Below are 16,270 nucleotides of genomic sequence, written 5' to 3' on the forward strand. Positions count from 1 at the left end.
CATTATCCAGATCATACCTATTTATTCTATTTTAGAAACCTACTCAACTCAACAGGAGAATGAAATAATGAAAATATATTTAACACCAAATACTGCAGCACGATACGGAGGAGTGCTAAATGGCAATCTACGGCATTTAGATCGGTTTATACAGACTGAGTTGGACAACTCAGCGTTTAAATCTTCATTTGACGAACTCTGGCTAAAACTTTCTTATCCACCAATGTATGTTTTGCCAGGGGTTGCCGGCATGGAAATAACTTTTAAAAAATATTATGATACGCTCCCTGAATCCAGGTTAAACAGAAGATACAAGAAAATTGACATCGCCCTTAAGGCACCGGAATTTTCAGAACATTTTGACAAAGGAGAACAAAAAGAGTATAAGCATAAATTTAAAATTGAAGCTCAATTTACAAACATCTCAGAAGTACAGCTTGGTCAGATTTTAATCGATAAATATTTAGAAGCTGCTCAAATCATAACCGCCAAATTAAAAAAGGAAGATCTTTTTGATCATGAAGATTTCAACAAAGTTCTGTTATCCATAAAGGAAAAAATCAATTCCGACTTTTTGGAAAACCTGAATACGACACAAAAAACAGAAGTAAAAGATGATACACTTGCCAGGGCAAATAAGTTAAGAACTGAAAGGCAGATCACAAATAAACCCAAGAATAAGCTCATAAGGGATTTGAGAGTTTATTACGACGGACTGCCGAACAAAGCGCTTTATCCTTATGATTATATATACTCGGAGATTTTTTTGAATTTACTCGTAAGAGCAGGCCTGATGTGTCCAGTATACGATCATTTATATATTCAAGTTGCAAAAACAATGGACGAAGCTTTAAAAAGTTCATTTTCTATTGAAAATTGGTATGTAAATGGGCTTTCAGTGATCGATTTTGATCAATACCAAACACTTTCAAATAAGGAAAAGGAGAACGTAGTATTTCAAATGATATTGGCAGGTTTAAAAGATATTGCAACGATTGACAACCTTGATCAGAATGTCATCGATAAGGTTGCTCATCAAATTACGAAGCAGGGAACTGATACAGAATTACATTTCAAAACCGTTGAAAACGATCATTATACGCTGAACATCACTTACTTTTCCAGAAGCATGGAAGAGGAGTGTCCGGTGTTTTTCAACCTTACAGACAAGAGCCAAAATCTCACAAAGAGACATCAAATCGGGAAAGCCAGGAATTCACAACTGCGTTTGTGGCTGCAAAAAATAACATTAAGTAATAAAAAGATTAAAATACAATCCAGCGACTCTGTTCGTGGACAGGTTTGGTTAAAGGGCAAATCAAGTGTATTAGAATTTGAAATAGCAGAACTGATGAAATCAGAAGAATAGCCATACGATGCCTTCCCTGTATCGTAAATTCATGAAGGCTCAGCTAAAACACATTCCTCTGTTACTAAAGTGATTAACAATAAAGCAGGTTAGCTTTGTATATAAATGCCTATTTTTATTTTTTTTGCACGAAATGGCTAAAATTTTTATCGTCGAAGACGAAGCGGAAATACGGGAAGAACTGATACAATTAGTTAGTGCGCGGACTCGTGATGGTATCGTAGGGACCTGCGGCTCGGTAAAAGAAGCATTACTACTCATCCCATCTGCGGCTCCGGATATTATATTGATGGATATAGAACTTTCTGATGGCCAGAGTTTTGAGATATTGGAGCGTCTTCCTTCAACACCTTTTTCGGTAATTTTTGTAACTGCCTATGAGCATTATGCACTACGTGCCATCAAGGCGGGGACATTGGATTATCTATTGAAGCCTGTAAAGGAAAAGGAATTGTATGATGCCCTCGATAAAGCCAGCTTGCGACCTAATGTCCTGCATGCGGTACAAAAGGAAATCCTCTTCGATAAGCAATCGACAATGTTGGTATTGAAAACCCTTAATGAAACATATTTTGTGCGCCATTCGGATATTCTATATTGTAAGGGAGATGGTGGCTATACGACCTTCTTTTTACTTGATGGCAGAGAAATTACAACAAGTACAACACTCAAAGAATATGAAACCTTGTTGCCGGAAGGTCTGTTTCTGAGAATTCATAAATCTTTTCTGATTTGTCTAAACTTTATTATTTCGTACCATCATGATGGCTTTGTTTTTTTACAAGGTGGTATACAAGTGCCTGTATCTACCCGTAAGAAAGATTTATTGATGCAAAAAATGACAGTTAATAATGCATAATAAACCCTTGAAGATCTCCTGCCTAATCTCTGTTTGGCTAATCATTAGCCTATTTATCAGCTGCGGGGGGCCTTCCTCTCCGCGAGTAAATCAAGGCCAGTTACTGGATAGCTTATCTGAGCAGATCAGACTAAGTAAACAGCCTAAAAAAGCAATACCACAACTACAACAATTAATAAAAGAAAATCAAACGGATAGCTCCATACTTAGCCGTGCTTATTTTTACCTCAGCTATTGCTTACTTAAAAATAAACAAGACTCTGCTTCGTTTGAAGTGGCCAAAAAAGCTTTAAATATATTGCCTTTGTCGGAAAAAAATGGAGCCCAGGCAGCTACCAATTTCTATTGGATGGGCTATCTTGAGCAAAAAAAAGCGCAATATTATGCGGCAACTTATTACTACACACAAGCGGCATATCTTATTGATGCAGGCAATTTGAAGCTCAGTTTTCCAAAATCTTCCGGTTTTATTTTATTATGGGCATCACAACTAAACAGTTTCAATAACAGACAGGATTTATCTAATAGATTTGCCAGGAAAATGCTCTTTCTTTTGAAAAAAGATACCAGTATGCTGGCAAAAGACTTGTCTATATCCGCGAATTTATTGCTTTCACTAGGGTATTTAGATCAAAAAGGAATGGCTAATGACTCCGTTCGATTCTATTTAAATCAGGCCACAGAAATAAAAAAGAAAACCAAACTTGCCCGTATAGATTACAATTATTATATATCAAAAGCAAAAATATTTTACGAGGGTAAAGCATTAGATTCTGCCCTTTACTATCAATTAAAAGCCTATAAAGCAGATACCTCCAATGCTTTTATGGCCTACAACAATCTATTGGGCATTTATGTAAACAAGCATCAATTGTCAAAAGCACGTGTGGCAGAGCGTGAAGTTACCAAGCGGTTAAGCCAATCTGATGCAGATAATTACCTGATGTATCTGGAAAATAAGATCGCGTTTGCTATCGTTCGTGGCGATAATAAAAAGGCACAATCGTCATTTGAAGAGTATGTTCAAAAAAAGAACGAGAGAGAAGAAAATGAAAACCGAAAAGCAGCAAACGAAATATCTTCGCTCTATAAAACAGTGCAAAAAGACCAACAAATTGGTGCATTAAACAAAAACATAGGTAAGATAACGGGACAATTGGAGTTGAACAGGCTCTGGTTGGCGGTGATTATCCTTTTTTCAGGATTGCTATTTGCGATAATATTATTACTGTTTTTAGACCGAAGGAGAAAAAAACTCATTACCGAAAATAAGCAGGTTTCAGATCTTAATATCAAACTTGAATTGGAACAAAGGTTGTTGCGGAGCCAAATGGACCCTCATTTTATTTTCAATTGCTTAGCGAGTATCCGTGCTTTGGTCCGGCAAGAGAAAACTCAGGAGACACTCACTTACCTGGATCATTTTTCCGTTTTGATGCGAGAGAAACTAACGGCAGGTAATCAACGAAATATTGACTTGAAATCTGAAGTGGACTTTCTGGAAAACTATTTAAAGCTGCAGCAAATGAGGATGCCAGGCAAATTCGACTATGTATTTGAATTGGACCATGAGGTTGCCAGTATGTTTGATGAAATAGAGATTCCGGCAATGTTGCTTCAGCCATTTATAGAGAATTCTATTTTACATGGATTTAAAAACATCAGTTATAAAGGTCATATACACGTATCAATGGCCATTAACAAGGAGGTTTTAAAGATCATCATTAACGACAATGGCGTTGGTTTGGATACCACTGATAAGCCGACCCATACTTCGCGTGCCACCCAAATTGTAACAGAACGAATTCAGCATTTACAAACTGAAGGTTTAGGAGAGGCCAGCCTGTCAATGAATTCCCGGGTGGATGCTCCTGGTACAATTGTCACTTTACGGATTCCGGTTTAACCAAAGCACCTGCGGGAATTTAATTTCACAAAAAAAAATTACTTAGCCTAAGTGTAGCGCTCGTTAACCGAAAGCCAGCACTTCTTTATCGCCTTGTCCACCCTAGATTTTATTTCTTTTATTTGAAACAAAAAAGAGATATGATGAAAACAATTATTTTAACTGCATGTATTGCGTTTGCAAGCCTGAGTTTAGTATCTGCAAAAGCAAAAATCCCTATTTGTCTTCCCTGCGAATCCATAGAAACTGTGCAGGAATTACCCAAAGATTCGGAGATTGCAAAACTGATGGGTAAAAATGTAAACGTAGCCTATATGTACAAACAATACGGAGCGCTTTGGATGTCTCTTTGGAATGGTGATGGAAAATATGTGTTGAGCGATGAGAGCAACACAAGCTATTTAGAAGTTGATGCACAAATGGCCAAAATATTAAAGGAAAAACATAATATCGATATAGAAACTGCAGGAAGCCCCTTGTCTTTTTGGAAAAAAATCGGCGGAAAACTGGTGTTCTTAATCATTGCAGGTATAATTGTTTATGGAATGATCCCTTCAAAAGATAAAGAGGTAAAACCTGTCAAAATTTAACATTCCTAATCCTAATTATGAATCCTCTATATTTAATCCCCGTAATTGTATTAATTGCTGGTGTGTGCTACATGGTGTATATGAACGCTCAGCACAGTAGCGCAAAATCCGAAATCAATTTAGAACAGGAACGCAGCAGATATGATATTTACAAACAAGAGCTGTTAAATGAAGATTTTCCGGAGCTAAAGCAATGGATGAAAGACAAACCTATTGATGCTTTTACAGGGGCATCCATACCGCAATCTACCAGTAATAAATTACAGGAAATGGTGAGCGATGGCATGAAAAACATCGCATTATCTGCCATTGGGCTAAGACTACGCAGGGTAGAAACGGATTGTTTTTGGGTATTAAGCGGCAAAGAATTACATTTTTTAAGTACCAATACAGAGGGCGATTTAGACGAACATATTATTTTTGACACCTTTAGAATAGCCGCTGCCAGCCTGCAATACTCAGGTGTATTAAAATTGCAATTGGGGATATATTCACAAGCTGCCGAAGAATATCTACCTAAAGTGCATCTCATTACATTTAACATTGATGGCAGTTCTTTATCCCTCGAAATTCACGACAGGGTAAATTACAGACCTGGTCCTGCCGATATGTTAGATATGAAAAAACAACTGGCTACCCGAGCCAAATACCAGGTAGTAGGCGAGAAACTTGTGGACATTTTGCAAAGTAGGTTTAGCAATTTAAAAACAAGCTAAACAATTATGAGCAACTTTTTTAAGGTTTTCAATGCGCTATTCAAAGAATTGAGCATGAACAAAAATGGATTGAACGGCTATGATTTAGATTGTATACTCGTAAGTTCCATGTATGCCGAACAACAATCGGCATACTTAAACTCTTACGAAACAGGACTTAGTGTATCTACTATCAAAAAATTGGTAGAAGAATATTGGGACGTTTATGATAGAGATGATGCCCTGAAAATATTGACAGACCTGCTCCACAGAAACGAAGACGAATACGTAGATTTTGTGTACAAAGCTTTAGAAGATGAAAGCAATTATGAAGCGCTTTTAAAAGCAAATCTGCCAACCGATGAAGGTGCTTTTGAATATTATATAGATCTATACAGAAGTTTAGGCAACACCGTCCCAGAGCTGATAGAAGAAAATGTAATCAGCCATTTTTCTGAACTTAAAAAGATAAAAGACAGCGGTTGGAATCTTGGCAGGGCCGCATTTTTAGCCCGTTGCTGTTTTGAACTAGGTCATCTTTCGGAAGAAGAACTTAAAGATTATTTAAGTAAAACGCATACTGCTTTAAAGAAGTACTGCGGCACCTGGAGAGAATATACCATAAGCTATATTTTTGGCAGATCGATTTGGGGTGGGGCCAATAATGACGGCATGATCTCCATTGCAGATACTTTGTTAAACGATGATAAAAGCCCCTTGAAGAATAAAGCATTGTGATCAGCTATAAAAAGAGCAGCGCTTAAACGCCCCATCATTTTATTGATGAGGCGTTGTTTTGCTTTATGTGGTTGTTTTTTATTTGAACAATTGGGCTAAAGTTTTATTCAGCTCTTCGCCTCTTAAATCTTTTCCTACCACTTTACCATTTGGATCGATTAGGAAACTCGCAGGGACTGCTTTTACACCGTATTCTGTAGCCGCTGTATTTTGCCATCCTTTCAATTCTGAAACATGTGTCCAGGATAATCCGTCTGCTTCAATTGCTTTCAGCCATGCGTCTTTTTTAGAATCCAGGGAGATGCCCAGAATTTCAAATCCTTTATCATGGTATTTTTTATAAGCCGCAACCACGTTAGGATTCTCTTTTCTGCAAGGACCACACCAGCTGGCCCAGAAGTCGATCAGCACATACTTGCCTTTAAAATCAGAAAGCTGAACGATCTTGCCATCTTTATCAGTCATGCGGATCGCCGGAGCCAGCTTGCCTTTAGCCGTTTTTGCATCAATAGCCAATGATTTGGTGATCATCATACCGATGGAAGATTGCTGGGCTTCTTTCGTTAAACCGGCAAATAATTCCCTGGCTACAGGAAAATTAGGATAGCCAATAAAGCGATCATAAATAACCGCTGCAGCACCAGCAGAGGAAGGATGCTTGCTGATGTAATCTTTCACTGCCAATTGGTTTTTTGTATCCAGGTCTGCAAATTCCTTATCAATTCCAGCCCGTGTCAGTGAATCCACTTTCGTTCCGGCTGCTTTTGCTGCCTTTTCCGCTTTATCCAGCTTTCCATAAATGCCACCTGCTGTTGCCGTAATTTCTTTCCATGGGCCGGTATAAAACCCCATATACACATCCTGAGCCGCTGATCCTTTGATCTGAGCCATCGCTAGGCTATCAGCTGTTTTTGTAACCGTAATTGCAGAATTCTCCAGGATAAACTGAATCGGGTATTTCAGCCCTTTGTTACTCAGGCTGTAAAAGCCAGGAGATTTAACTGTTCCTTTAAATACAAATTCTCCATTGGTCACATTTGTGGAATCCAGCTTTACCGGATTGCCATTCAACTCATGCTCCAGATAGATCTTGCCTGTTGCTTTAGCGATATTTCCCTTCAAAAGGTATTTGCCATTTTGAGCGAAACTTTGTGCGCCTGAACAGATGATTGCTGTTACAAGAGGCAGTATGGTCAATGTTTTCTTTATGTTGGTTTTCATATTGTTTATCTTTTAATTAAGGTGATTCTTATTTGTTTACATTCTGTGTGATGGTACCGTTGCCCGGGTTTTTAATGGCTCCCAGTGGGATAGGCATTGTCCACAAATGAGAAGTAGGAGAGAGTGTATAGTTCTGACCGTTTTCTGTTTTTGTGAGTGTAGTCGCATAGTTGGGATCTTTATTCAGACGACGTCGATCGGCAAAGGTGGTAATGCTGTTGATCAGCTCATTTGCTTTTGTACGCTGAATCAGCTTAACGGCCTCAACGGTGCCTGACGCCGATAGTGGTACGTAATTTTGAGCAAAGATCCTTTTGATACGTACGGCATTTAAGGTGTTCATTGCACCGGGAACATCGTTCAAACGAGCCTGACATTCTGCTTTAATCAGATACACCTCAGTGGTGGTCAGCCCTCCATAGTTATAAAAACCAATGGTGATGCTGGTGTAATAGGTGTCTGCGGCAACCGTTCTCAGTTTCCAGCGTGAAGCGAATCTGGCATCGCCGGTTTCAAATTTAGGAGCACGATCCGTTCTCAATGCAGATTCCCGTCCTGAGGAATTACTGGCGCCATGACGGAAATAATAATTCTCTACAAAATCAAAACCCATTGGTGACGGTGCATTGGTGTATTTGTCCGGTTCTTCAATCTGGGTTTTGTAAGTGGCATAAAACTGTGGCCAGTCGAACAGTTTATCGTTATACTTCAATGCTTCATTTGCAGCGCTGAGTGCTTCTTCATACTGCCCCATGGTGAGGAGTATACGCGCTTTAAGTGCATGGGCTGCGCCTAAATTCGGATGTAGTGGTGTCGCGCTGGTGGCACGAAGGTTTGGAATCGCTTCGTCAATGTCTTTCAACATAAAGGCGTACAAATCTTTGATGCTTACCTGAGTGTGTGGCGCATTGATGTCTGCACTTTGAATTAATGGTACAGATAGCTTAGCTGCTGCATTAGCGGCTTCATAAGGATCTGCATAATAGTTAACCAGTAGATAATAGTTGACCGCCCTTAACACTTTTGCCTGTGCAATCAGTTGTGCTTTATCTGCATCTGAGCCCTCAGTAGCCGCAGGAACGTGCTCAATTAAGAGGTTACTTGTTGATATTCCGGTATAGGGACTGTAATAAGGCCCCTCATCACTACCGCTAATCGGGATCCGGTCTGTATTTTCATTCCAGAAATAATTGACCGAATACAAAGGGTAATAATTCAGGTTTGCCGTGGTTTCGAACTTATCGTTCATCAACAGGATCGCCTGCGTAATTGTCATACGCTGATTTCCATATTCATCACGAATCAGGGCTTCGTAATCGGCCAGTGTAGTTGGTGTTTTTTGCCCTTTAGGCACTATTTCCAGGAATTTCTTGCAGCTGCTAAAACTAACTAATAGTATCAGTGCTGAGATTTTTAGTGTATTTGATAATATTTTTTTCATCTCTTCTTGCTTTAAAAATTAAGATAAACACCCCATACATAATTTGCCGGGCGGTATCCATTCAATAAATACTTAGCTTCTTTGCTTTTCGCAATCGTGAATGCGTTCTCTACATTGAACTGAAACCTTAGGTTTTCAAGATTCGCTTTTCTGAGGATGTTTTTTGGTAAGCGATAGGCGAGGGAGACGTTTCTAAGGCGGATGTTTGCCGCATCGATTACATTGATGTCTGATTTCTGGTAGATCTCCGCACTCTGGCTGTTATAGGCAGGATCTTCTGCAAACACCAATCTTGGAATATCGGTTCTGCTCTCATCGCCAGGAGTTTTCCACCTGTCGGTAATCTCTTTATTCACCGCAGTGATTTGAGTAACATAACCTCCAAGAGCACCATTGTAAGCGCTTCCCAATACCGGCAGGAAGGTGTTTCTCATCTTATGTCCGCCTTCAAAGGTTAGCAAAAATGAAAGAGAGAAATTTTTATACTCAAACAGGTTGTTAAAGGCACCACTATAAGTAGGAACGGTTGAACCGCTGTATACAATAGAACCTAAGGTAGCTGGTGAATTCAATACTTTTTCCCCTTTCTCATTGTACACTTGTGGCAAACCGTCTGCACTTAATCCTGCCCAACGGTAGCTATAAATGGCATTGTAAGGATTTCCGATTCGTGGATAAGCCTGTGGGTAGTCCAGCTGTAAATAATAGACCGGAGCCTCGACATTTACATAGGTCACTTTGTTTTTGTTACGGGCATACAAAATGTTGGTATTCCAGGTGAAATCTTTACTCCGGATCACATCAGCAGAGATGGACAGTTCGATTCCCTTATTGGTCATTTCGCCATTGTTAATGGAATAGGTGTTGAAACCAAATCCTTCTGTAGGCACACCCATGGTGCTTGCCAGGAGGTCTTTACCTTGTTTGTGATAGTAATCCAAGGATCCGCTGATGCGGTTCTTAAAAATGGCAAAATCTGCACCGATGTTGTTGGTTGTTGTTTTCTCCCAGGATAAGAGGGGATTTGGACGGTTACCTATGGTTCCCTGTAAACCACCTACATTATTATTGCTGTTGTAATAGGCGGTCATGTAAGGTGCTGCATCTTTAGCAATGTTTCCACCAATACCATGAGAAACCCTTAATTTCAAAAGATCTACCCATTCGGCATTAAAGAAGGACTCCTTGTAAATGTTCCATCCTGCACCGACAGACCAAAGCGGTTTATTCTGGTATTTAGAATTGGTGCCCCATAAGTTGGAACGGTCCCAACGCAAACTTCCTGTAACCAGGTATTTGCTGTCGTAGGCATAACCTGCGTTTGCATATACAGATACAAACCTGTTGACATTTTCACGCTGACTGGCAATATTGCTGTTCGAAAAAGATTTGCCGCCAAGGATTGCGCCCGGTACGGCTGCCAAAGCTTTGGCATTGATTAGGTCGAAGGACAAGACTTTCGGATCGTAGTTATACAGGTACTGATCTTCGAATTCCAGTTTTGTATCTCTGATTTCCGTACCTACGATGGCCGTCAGGTTATGTTTATCGCCAAATGTTTTGTCGACATTTAATTGCTGACGGAAGTTATAGGCAGAACTAAAGCTGTCCTGGTCGTAATTGATGTTTCCATAAGGCATGTTAAAAGTTACCGGTCCTCCTGCAACTTTTCCGGCAAAGCCATTTACGAGGTCTCTCACGTAGAAAGAGTTTTTGTCGTACATCCTGTTGAAACGATCTGAACCAAACTCGTATTGAAAAGTAGAGCGGTAAGACAACCATTTGGTAATGTCTGCGTTTAATTTAATGAAAGACCTGTTGCTGAAGCTTTTCAACCTGCCCAGGTTAAGGCTCTGCTCATCCAATGCGGTAATGTCCATGTTGTAAAGGCCATTGGAATTGATCAGTGACATGGTATTTGCGCTAAGGCGGGAGGCAGCGGTAGAACTGAAGTTAGTGCCATCCTCATTTTTTAAACGGTCGTAAGGCAGGTAGGCATACTGCGGAGCCCGGGTATTGTAATTTTGCTGTGTAGCATCGTTATAGGATAGATAGTTGCTGAGTTCCAGTGTCAACCATTTATTGATTTTTGTGGTATTATTGATGTTTAAACCAAGGCTTTCGTCTTTGGTGTATATGTCTTCGGACTTGTTGTTGCGATACGTGAGTGAGGAATAAAAAGAGTTGCTTTCGGAAGCGCTGCCAACGCTCACATTGTACTGCTGATAGAAAGGGCTGCGCTTGCTGTATTTTTCCATGTCATCATAATATTGATAACCAGATGAAGCCAGCTGATTTAACTTGGCATCCAGTTGCGCCTGGGTTAATGTTCCGGCATATTTTGCAAGGATGGCCTTGATGCCCTGACTCTGGTAACCTGCATTGATCAATACGTTGGCGGCATAAGCTGCTGAATTCGCAGCTTTTAGCTTTGGGTTATTGCTTTCCCATTCTTTTTCCAGGCTCACAATATCTGCCGAACTGGTCAGGTTATCGGTATATACGGAATTGGCCGAAAGCGTAATTGTACTCGATGCAGAGATCTGAGGTTTGCCTTTTTTAGGCTTTTTGGTTACGATGATCACTACTCCGTTTGCTGCTCTTGCACCATAGATAGAGGCCGCTGCCGCATCTTTTAATACTGTGATGTTTTCGATATCTTCCAGATTTAATCCTGGTACATTTTCGATAATTGAGCCATTGGTGTTGTATTTTGTGTTCTCTACAGGGAAGCCATCAACCACGTATAAAGGATTGGTAACCCCCTTCATAGAGGTAGTTCCCCTGATCAGGCCATTGTTATATCCTGCGATCCTGCCCTCCAGTAAAGAGCCGATACTGCTTAGGCGCTGTTGCTCGAGTTTCTTTGCAGGGATGCTGGAGAATGCACCGGTAACGCGTTCTTTGGGTAGTGTCTGGTATCCTGTTGATACGGTCACTTCTTCCAGTTGTCCGGTTTGTTCCGTCAGGTTGATGGTGCCCAGGTTCTCCTGAACAGCAATTTCTTTGGGTTGGTAACCCAGGTAGGAAATCACAAGTACCGCCTTATCGTCGACGTTACTCAGACTAAATTCACCGTTCTGATTGCTGAGCACCTGCTTTTTTGTTCCTTTGACTTTTACGGTTGCGCCAGGAAGGGGAAGGTTGCGCTCATCAAGGATTTTTCCTCTTACTTCAATTTCCTGAAATCGATGGATCAGTTCCTCCACGAAACTGCGTTCCTTTTTCCGGATCAGCACCGTTTTGTTGTTGATGCTGAATTCGAGTGGCTGGTCTTTGAAGATCTGCTCCAGCACATCTTTCAACTCCGCATTCTTTACGTTGATGTTTACTTTATTTGCATCTTTCAATAGAGAATAGATGACAATAAAATCATATCCACTTTGGTCGCTGATCCGATCGAAAATCGTGAACAGCTCTGCATTTTTTGCAGAGAGGGTGATCTTTTGTGCATAGGTTCCGGCACTAACTTGCATGATCAATGCAAATAAGAGAAAAGTGGTCAGCTTCATGATTCTCCATAATTTATACTGCGCGTGCGGACGGCATCGCAGATGAGTGCAATTTTTGTACATTTGTTGTAGGTTGGTTGAAGCTATTGGCCTTGTATTTTCGAGATCGCGGCCTTTAGCGGTTAGTTGACAATTCTGTTGATAGCTGACCTCATTTTATACCAGTTCGATTGGCGTCGGACTGGTGTTTATTTCCTGGTCTGCTTTGAAAGTTTAGGTAAGTTTTTATTGCATTACAGTCACCCTCCTTCCTTCAACTATAAAATTAACGGCATTGGAATAGCTGAGCATGTTTAATACTTCACTAATGTTTTTATTGCGGGAGATTTTTCCACTGAATTTTTCTTTAGAAATAGGGCCATGGTAGGTGATTTCAATATCGTACCAGCGGCTGATTTTTAACATGATTTCGTCGATTCGCTCTTCGTTGAAACGGAAGTCTCCGTTTTTCCAGGCCATAGACGATTTGATGTCGGCCGGAGAAACAAGGATGTTCGCTGTGTTGCTTACGATTGCTGTTTCTCCTGGTTTCAGTAATTGTTGTTTTTGATGTTCATTGGTGATTTTTACACTTCCTTCGAGTAGGGTAGTAGTGGTGTTTTGTTTGTCTTCGTAGCTATTGATGTTGAAATGAGTTCCCAGAACCTGTACTTCCTGTTGGTCTGTTTTTACGATAAAAGGGTGGTCTTTGTCTTTTGAGATTTCAAAGTAAGCTTCTCCGGTTAGTTCTACTTTCCGGTTTTTTAGTCCGGCAAAAGATGCAGGGAATTTTATGGAAGAAGCGGCGTTTAACCATACTTTACTTTGATCGGGGAGTTGGAGTCTGTAGGTCTGCCCGTTTACGGTAGATAGGGTATGGGTTTTATTTGCGGCGTTTTCTGTTTGATTTTTTATGCTGTAGATTACTTCGCCGTCGGCTGATTTGCTGATCAGGATTCCTGATTCTGAGGCGAGTTGTCCACTGTTGTCGTTAGATAGGATGATTTTTTTACCGTTGTCCAGGGTGAGTGTTGCAGAGGCTATGCCAGCCGGAATGTCGTTATGGAAGACATTTTTTACGTTCTGATTTTCTTTTTGAAGCACGAGTCCGATGCCAACAATGATAAACATTGCTGCTGCAGCTGCCGAAATCCTTAGCCATAGTTTTATCGGTTGCCTTTTCTTCTTGGAGTTTTTATCGGTTTCTTCTGGTTGTATTTGTTGTTTGAGTTTAGCCCACTTTTTATCGGTATCGAAATCAATGTAAACTTTTAGAGCTTGCGCAGCATCGGTTCTGATCTCTTGAAGTTCTTTTAACAGGTTTTCTTCTTCAGCATTGAGTTCCAGCCCAGCGGCTTTATTTGCCTCCAGCTTCTCCAAAACTTTATCCCAATCCGAGCCAAATGGTGTGAGTTTATTATCCATAATCAGTACAGTGTCGTAAGAAAGTAGGAGATGGGTGACAGCAGGTCTTAAAAAAGATGTGATTATGTTGTAATAGATTGATTATGAGTTGGTAAAAATGATTTTTATTTACAGGATACCCATAAGTAAACCAAAGGTTTTGGTCCTTAATGCGTTATATGCTCTTTTTAGTTGGGTTTTTACGGTGTTGAGGGAAATGTTTTGTTTCTCTGCGATCTGGGCATAACTGAGTTTGTCCATAGCATGGAGCATAAAAACCTTTCTGCGATCGGGTGGTAGAGACTGGATCATCTCGATGATTTTTATATAGCGTTGGTGTTGAAGTTCCTGGTCTTCTTCTTCGTCTAAGATTACTTGTTGTTCTTCAAGGATGATTAGTTCAGTGTTTCGCTTTTCAGCAATGGCGGTTTTTCGAAGGTAGTCGATGCTTTTATATTTTACTGCTCTACGGGCGTAGGCTTCAAAGCTTGTGGTAAGGTTTATGAGGTCTCGTCTTTGCCAGTAGTTGATAAAGAATTCTTGTACGAGATCTTCAGCAATGAATTGATCGTGGACGTAGTCCATAGCAATCATGCACAAGAATTTATGATTCTTGCGAAATAATACTTCAAAATCATCAATGTTGAGTGCGCCCCGATCTTCCCCCACCATATGCCAAATATATAAATATACTTGCGGAGAATTAAGGATATGGGTTGGAGATTTTAAAGACGACCTTTATAAGGTCAGATGTATATGAATTAAATGATTAATGTTTTATTCTTTCAATTTATAGTAATCTTTTCTCATATTTAATCAAATTATAATTTGTAAATCAAATTAAGCTCTCAAATGGCTAATAAGAAAAGTAAAACCACCGATAAGTTTAGATTCAAAAAATACCAAGAAATTGGTTCTCCAGATGCCGAAACCGATCATATGCTGGAAACGGTATTCGTTGAGAAAGACGCATTAGTAGCTCTGACTGACATGTTAAGCCAGAGATCAATACTGATAGGGAGGACAGGAAGTGGTAAATCAGCAATCCTTAAACACATTGAATTACATCAGGAAAGAGTTGTTCGAATTGAACCTGAAGCAATGTCTCTCAGGTTTCTTTCTAATTCAACATTGTTAAATTATTTTAAGGCTAATGATGTAAATCTAAATTTTTTTTACAAAATACTTTGGAAACATGTTTTTGTAATTGAGTTGTTAAGATTATACTTTTCATATGATAAAAAGAAAAATGATAATTGGTTCAAATCACTTAAAGAAAAGTGGGAAAGGAAACAGAATCCTAAAAGGACAAAGGCTCTGGAATACTTTCAAAAATGGAGTGAGGAGTTTTGGGTAGATACAGAAAGAAGAATTAAGGAGATAGAAAATATTGTTCAAAAAAAGTTTGAAAAGGAATTTGGAATAGATCTCAATTATTTTAATGGCAAAGTAAGTTCAAATGTTGATGACCAAACTAGGATTGTTACTGAAGTTAAAACTAAAGCAGAGCACATTATTACGGAAGCATTAGCGAATGATATACATGAGATTATAAAAATTCTTCAAGAAGAATTATTTATTGATCACCAACAGAAGCATTTTATAATAATAGATGATTTAGATAAAGAGTGGCTTGCCACAGATATGAGATATGAACTCATAGGCGCTATGATTGAAGTAATAAAAGAGTTTCAAATTTTCAAGGGGGTGAAAATTATTATTTCCTTGAGAGATAACCTGTATCAATTGATTTTCTCTGGTAAGAATCATAAAGGTGGTCAACGTGAAAAGTTTAAACCATTATATGCTGATCTTTCTTGGAGTGCCTTAGAATTGAAAGAATTCTTAAATAAACGTTTCTTTCTTTTGACAGAAAACCTAGACATAAAAACCGTATTTGAAAAAACCTATTCAAAAGGAATCGATGGTTTTACATATATGTTAGAAAGAACCTTTTATCGACCAAGAGACGTAATATCTTATGTGAATCATGCTATAGAGAATGCAGACAATAAATCCAATTTTACTCTCGATATCTTAAAGAGAGCTGAAATAGATTATTCAATTGATAGACTTCAAGCTTTAGAAGATGAATGGGGAGAGAACTATGGTGAAATTCGAAAGATTTTTAAATTCCTTTATTCTAAACATAATGGATTTAATGTAAGAAACCTGAAAGAAGACGATTTTAGTGAAGTTTATTTTGAAGAAAATCCAAAAAATGTATTTAATGGAGATCTAAAAACGTGGGTTGTTCAATGGCAAAAAGGACACCTTAAATTCCAAGATTTTGTGAAAAATGTGTTGTTTATGCTCTACAATTTTGGTGTGATAGGTATTAAAAAAGACTCAGAATTTCCAATACAATTTTTCTATGAAAAGAATATTGACCTAGACGTACATGACATTATTCCCAATTCCAAGATATATGTACATAAGGCATTTTATTCTGCTTTAAAAATTAATGTTAAAGAACTTGCTCCCGACTCCTATTAAATAAGAGTTACTTACAGATTCTTTAGCTTTGATTGACCATTTAGGGTGCTGAAAAGTATT

Annotated in this window: 12 protein-coding genes; 7 read left to right on the plus strand and 5 right to left on the minus strand. The window is 39.1% G+C overall.

The genetic code is table 11. The features are described from left to right. The first annotated feature begins 67 nt into the window (after positions 1-67). From BUC20_RS01215 to BUC20_RS01240, 6 genes are all read left to right on the plus strand, one after another. Complete coding sequence (locus BUC20_RS01215) at positions 68-1,369, plus strand: hypothetical protein (protein ID WP_143166655.1); 1,302 nt, start codon at positions 68-70, stop codon at positions 1,367-1,369. A gap of 133 nt (positions 1,370-1,502) precedes the next feature. After that, positions 1,503-2,228, plus strand: coding sequence for a LytR/AlgR family response regulator transcription factor (locus BUC20_RS01220; protein WP_073226371.1), 726 nt, complete (start codon positions 1,503-1,505; stop codon positions 2,226-2,228). Next, positions 2,221-4,134, plus strand: coding sequence for a sensor histidine kinase (locus BUC20_RS01225; RefSeq protein ID WP_073226373.1), 1,914 nt, complete (start codon positions 2,221-2,223; stop codon positions 4,132-4,134). Before BUC20_RS01220 ends, BUC20_RS01225 begins: the two co-directional genes overlap by 8 nt. Positions 4,135-4,274: 140 nt before the next feature. Next, positions 4,275-4,724 (plus strand): hypothetical protein, encoded by a 450-nt coding sequence (locus tag BUC20_RS01230; protein WP_143166656.1) that lies wholly within the window; start codon positions 4,275-4,277, stop codon positions 4,722-4,724. An 80-nt stretch (positions 4,725-4,804) separates the two neighbouring features. Beyond that, on the plus strand, positions 4,805-5,440 hold the full coding sequence (locus BUC20_RS01235; RefSeq protein WP_234994423.1) for a 6TM ABC transporter family protein: 636 nt from the start codon (positions 4,805-4,807) through the stop codon (positions 5,438-5,440). Between the two features lie 6 nt (positions 5,441-5,446). Beyond that, positions 5,447-6,157 (plus strand): DUF1266 domain-containing protein, encoded by a 711-nt coding sequence (locus BUC20_RS01240; protein ID WP_073226382.1) that lies wholly within the window; start codon positions 5,447-5,449, stop codon positions 6,155-6,157. 78 nt (positions 6,158-6,235) lie between these two features. Here the strand turns inward: BUC20_RS01240 and BUC20_RS01245 are convergent, their stop codons facing one another. From BUC20_RS01245 to BUC20_RS01265, 5 genes are all read right to left on the minus strand, one after another. Continuing rightward, complete coding sequence (locus BUC20_RS01245; protein WP_073226384.1) at positions 6,236-7,378, minus strand: TlpA disulfide reductase family protein; 1,143 nt, start codon at positions 7,376-7,378, stop codon at positions 6,236-6,238. Positions 7,379-7,406: 28 nt separating this feature from the next. Further along, on the minus strand, positions 7,407-8,819 hold the full coding sequence (locus BUC20_RS01250) for a RagB/SusD family nutrient uptake outer membrane protein (protein WP_073226387.1): 1,413 nt from the start codon (positions 8,817-8,819) through the stop codon (positions 7,407-7,409). Positions 8,820-8,830: 11 nt separating this feature from the next. Beyond that, positions 8,831-12,331 carry a SusC/RagA family TonB-linked outer membrane protein gene (locus BUC20_RS01255; RefSeq protein ID WP_084528436.1) on the minus strand — a complete coding sequence of 1,167 codons (3,501 nt, stop codon included), beginning with the start codon at positions 12,329-12,331 and terminating at the stop codon, positions 8,831-8,833. Between the two features lie 225 nt (positions 12,332-12,556). After that, a complete protein-coding gene (locus tag BUC20_RS01260; RefSeq protein WP_073226392.1) occupies positions 12,557-13,735 on the minus strand; it encodes a FecR family protein in 1,179 nt (392 codons plus the stop codon). Positions 13,736-13,843: 108 nt separating this feature from the next. After that, positions 13,844-14,386: an RNA polymerase sigma-70 factor gene (locus BUC20_RS01265; protein ID WP_073226393.1), complete on the minus strand. Its 543-nt coding sequence runs from the start codon at positions 14,384-14,386 to the stop codon at positions 13,844-13,846. A 180-nt stretch (positions 14,387-14,566) separates the two neighbouring features. Between BUC20_RS01265 and BUC20_RS01270 the strand changes: the two genes are divergently transcribed. Further along, positions 14,567-16,210 (plus strand): P-loop ATPase, Sll1717 family, encoded by a 1,644-nt coding sequence (locus BUC20_RS01270; protein WP_073226395.1) that lies wholly within the window; start codon positions 14,567-14,569, stop codon positions 16,208-16,210. Positions 16,211-16,270 lie beyond the last annotated feature (60 nt).

The sequence above is a fragment of the Pedobacter caeni genome, from assembly GCF_900129215.1.
GTDB classification, from domain to species: domain Bacteria; phylum Bacteroidota; class Bacteroidia; order Sphingobacteriales; family Sphingobacteriaceae; genus Pedobacter; species Pedobacter caeni.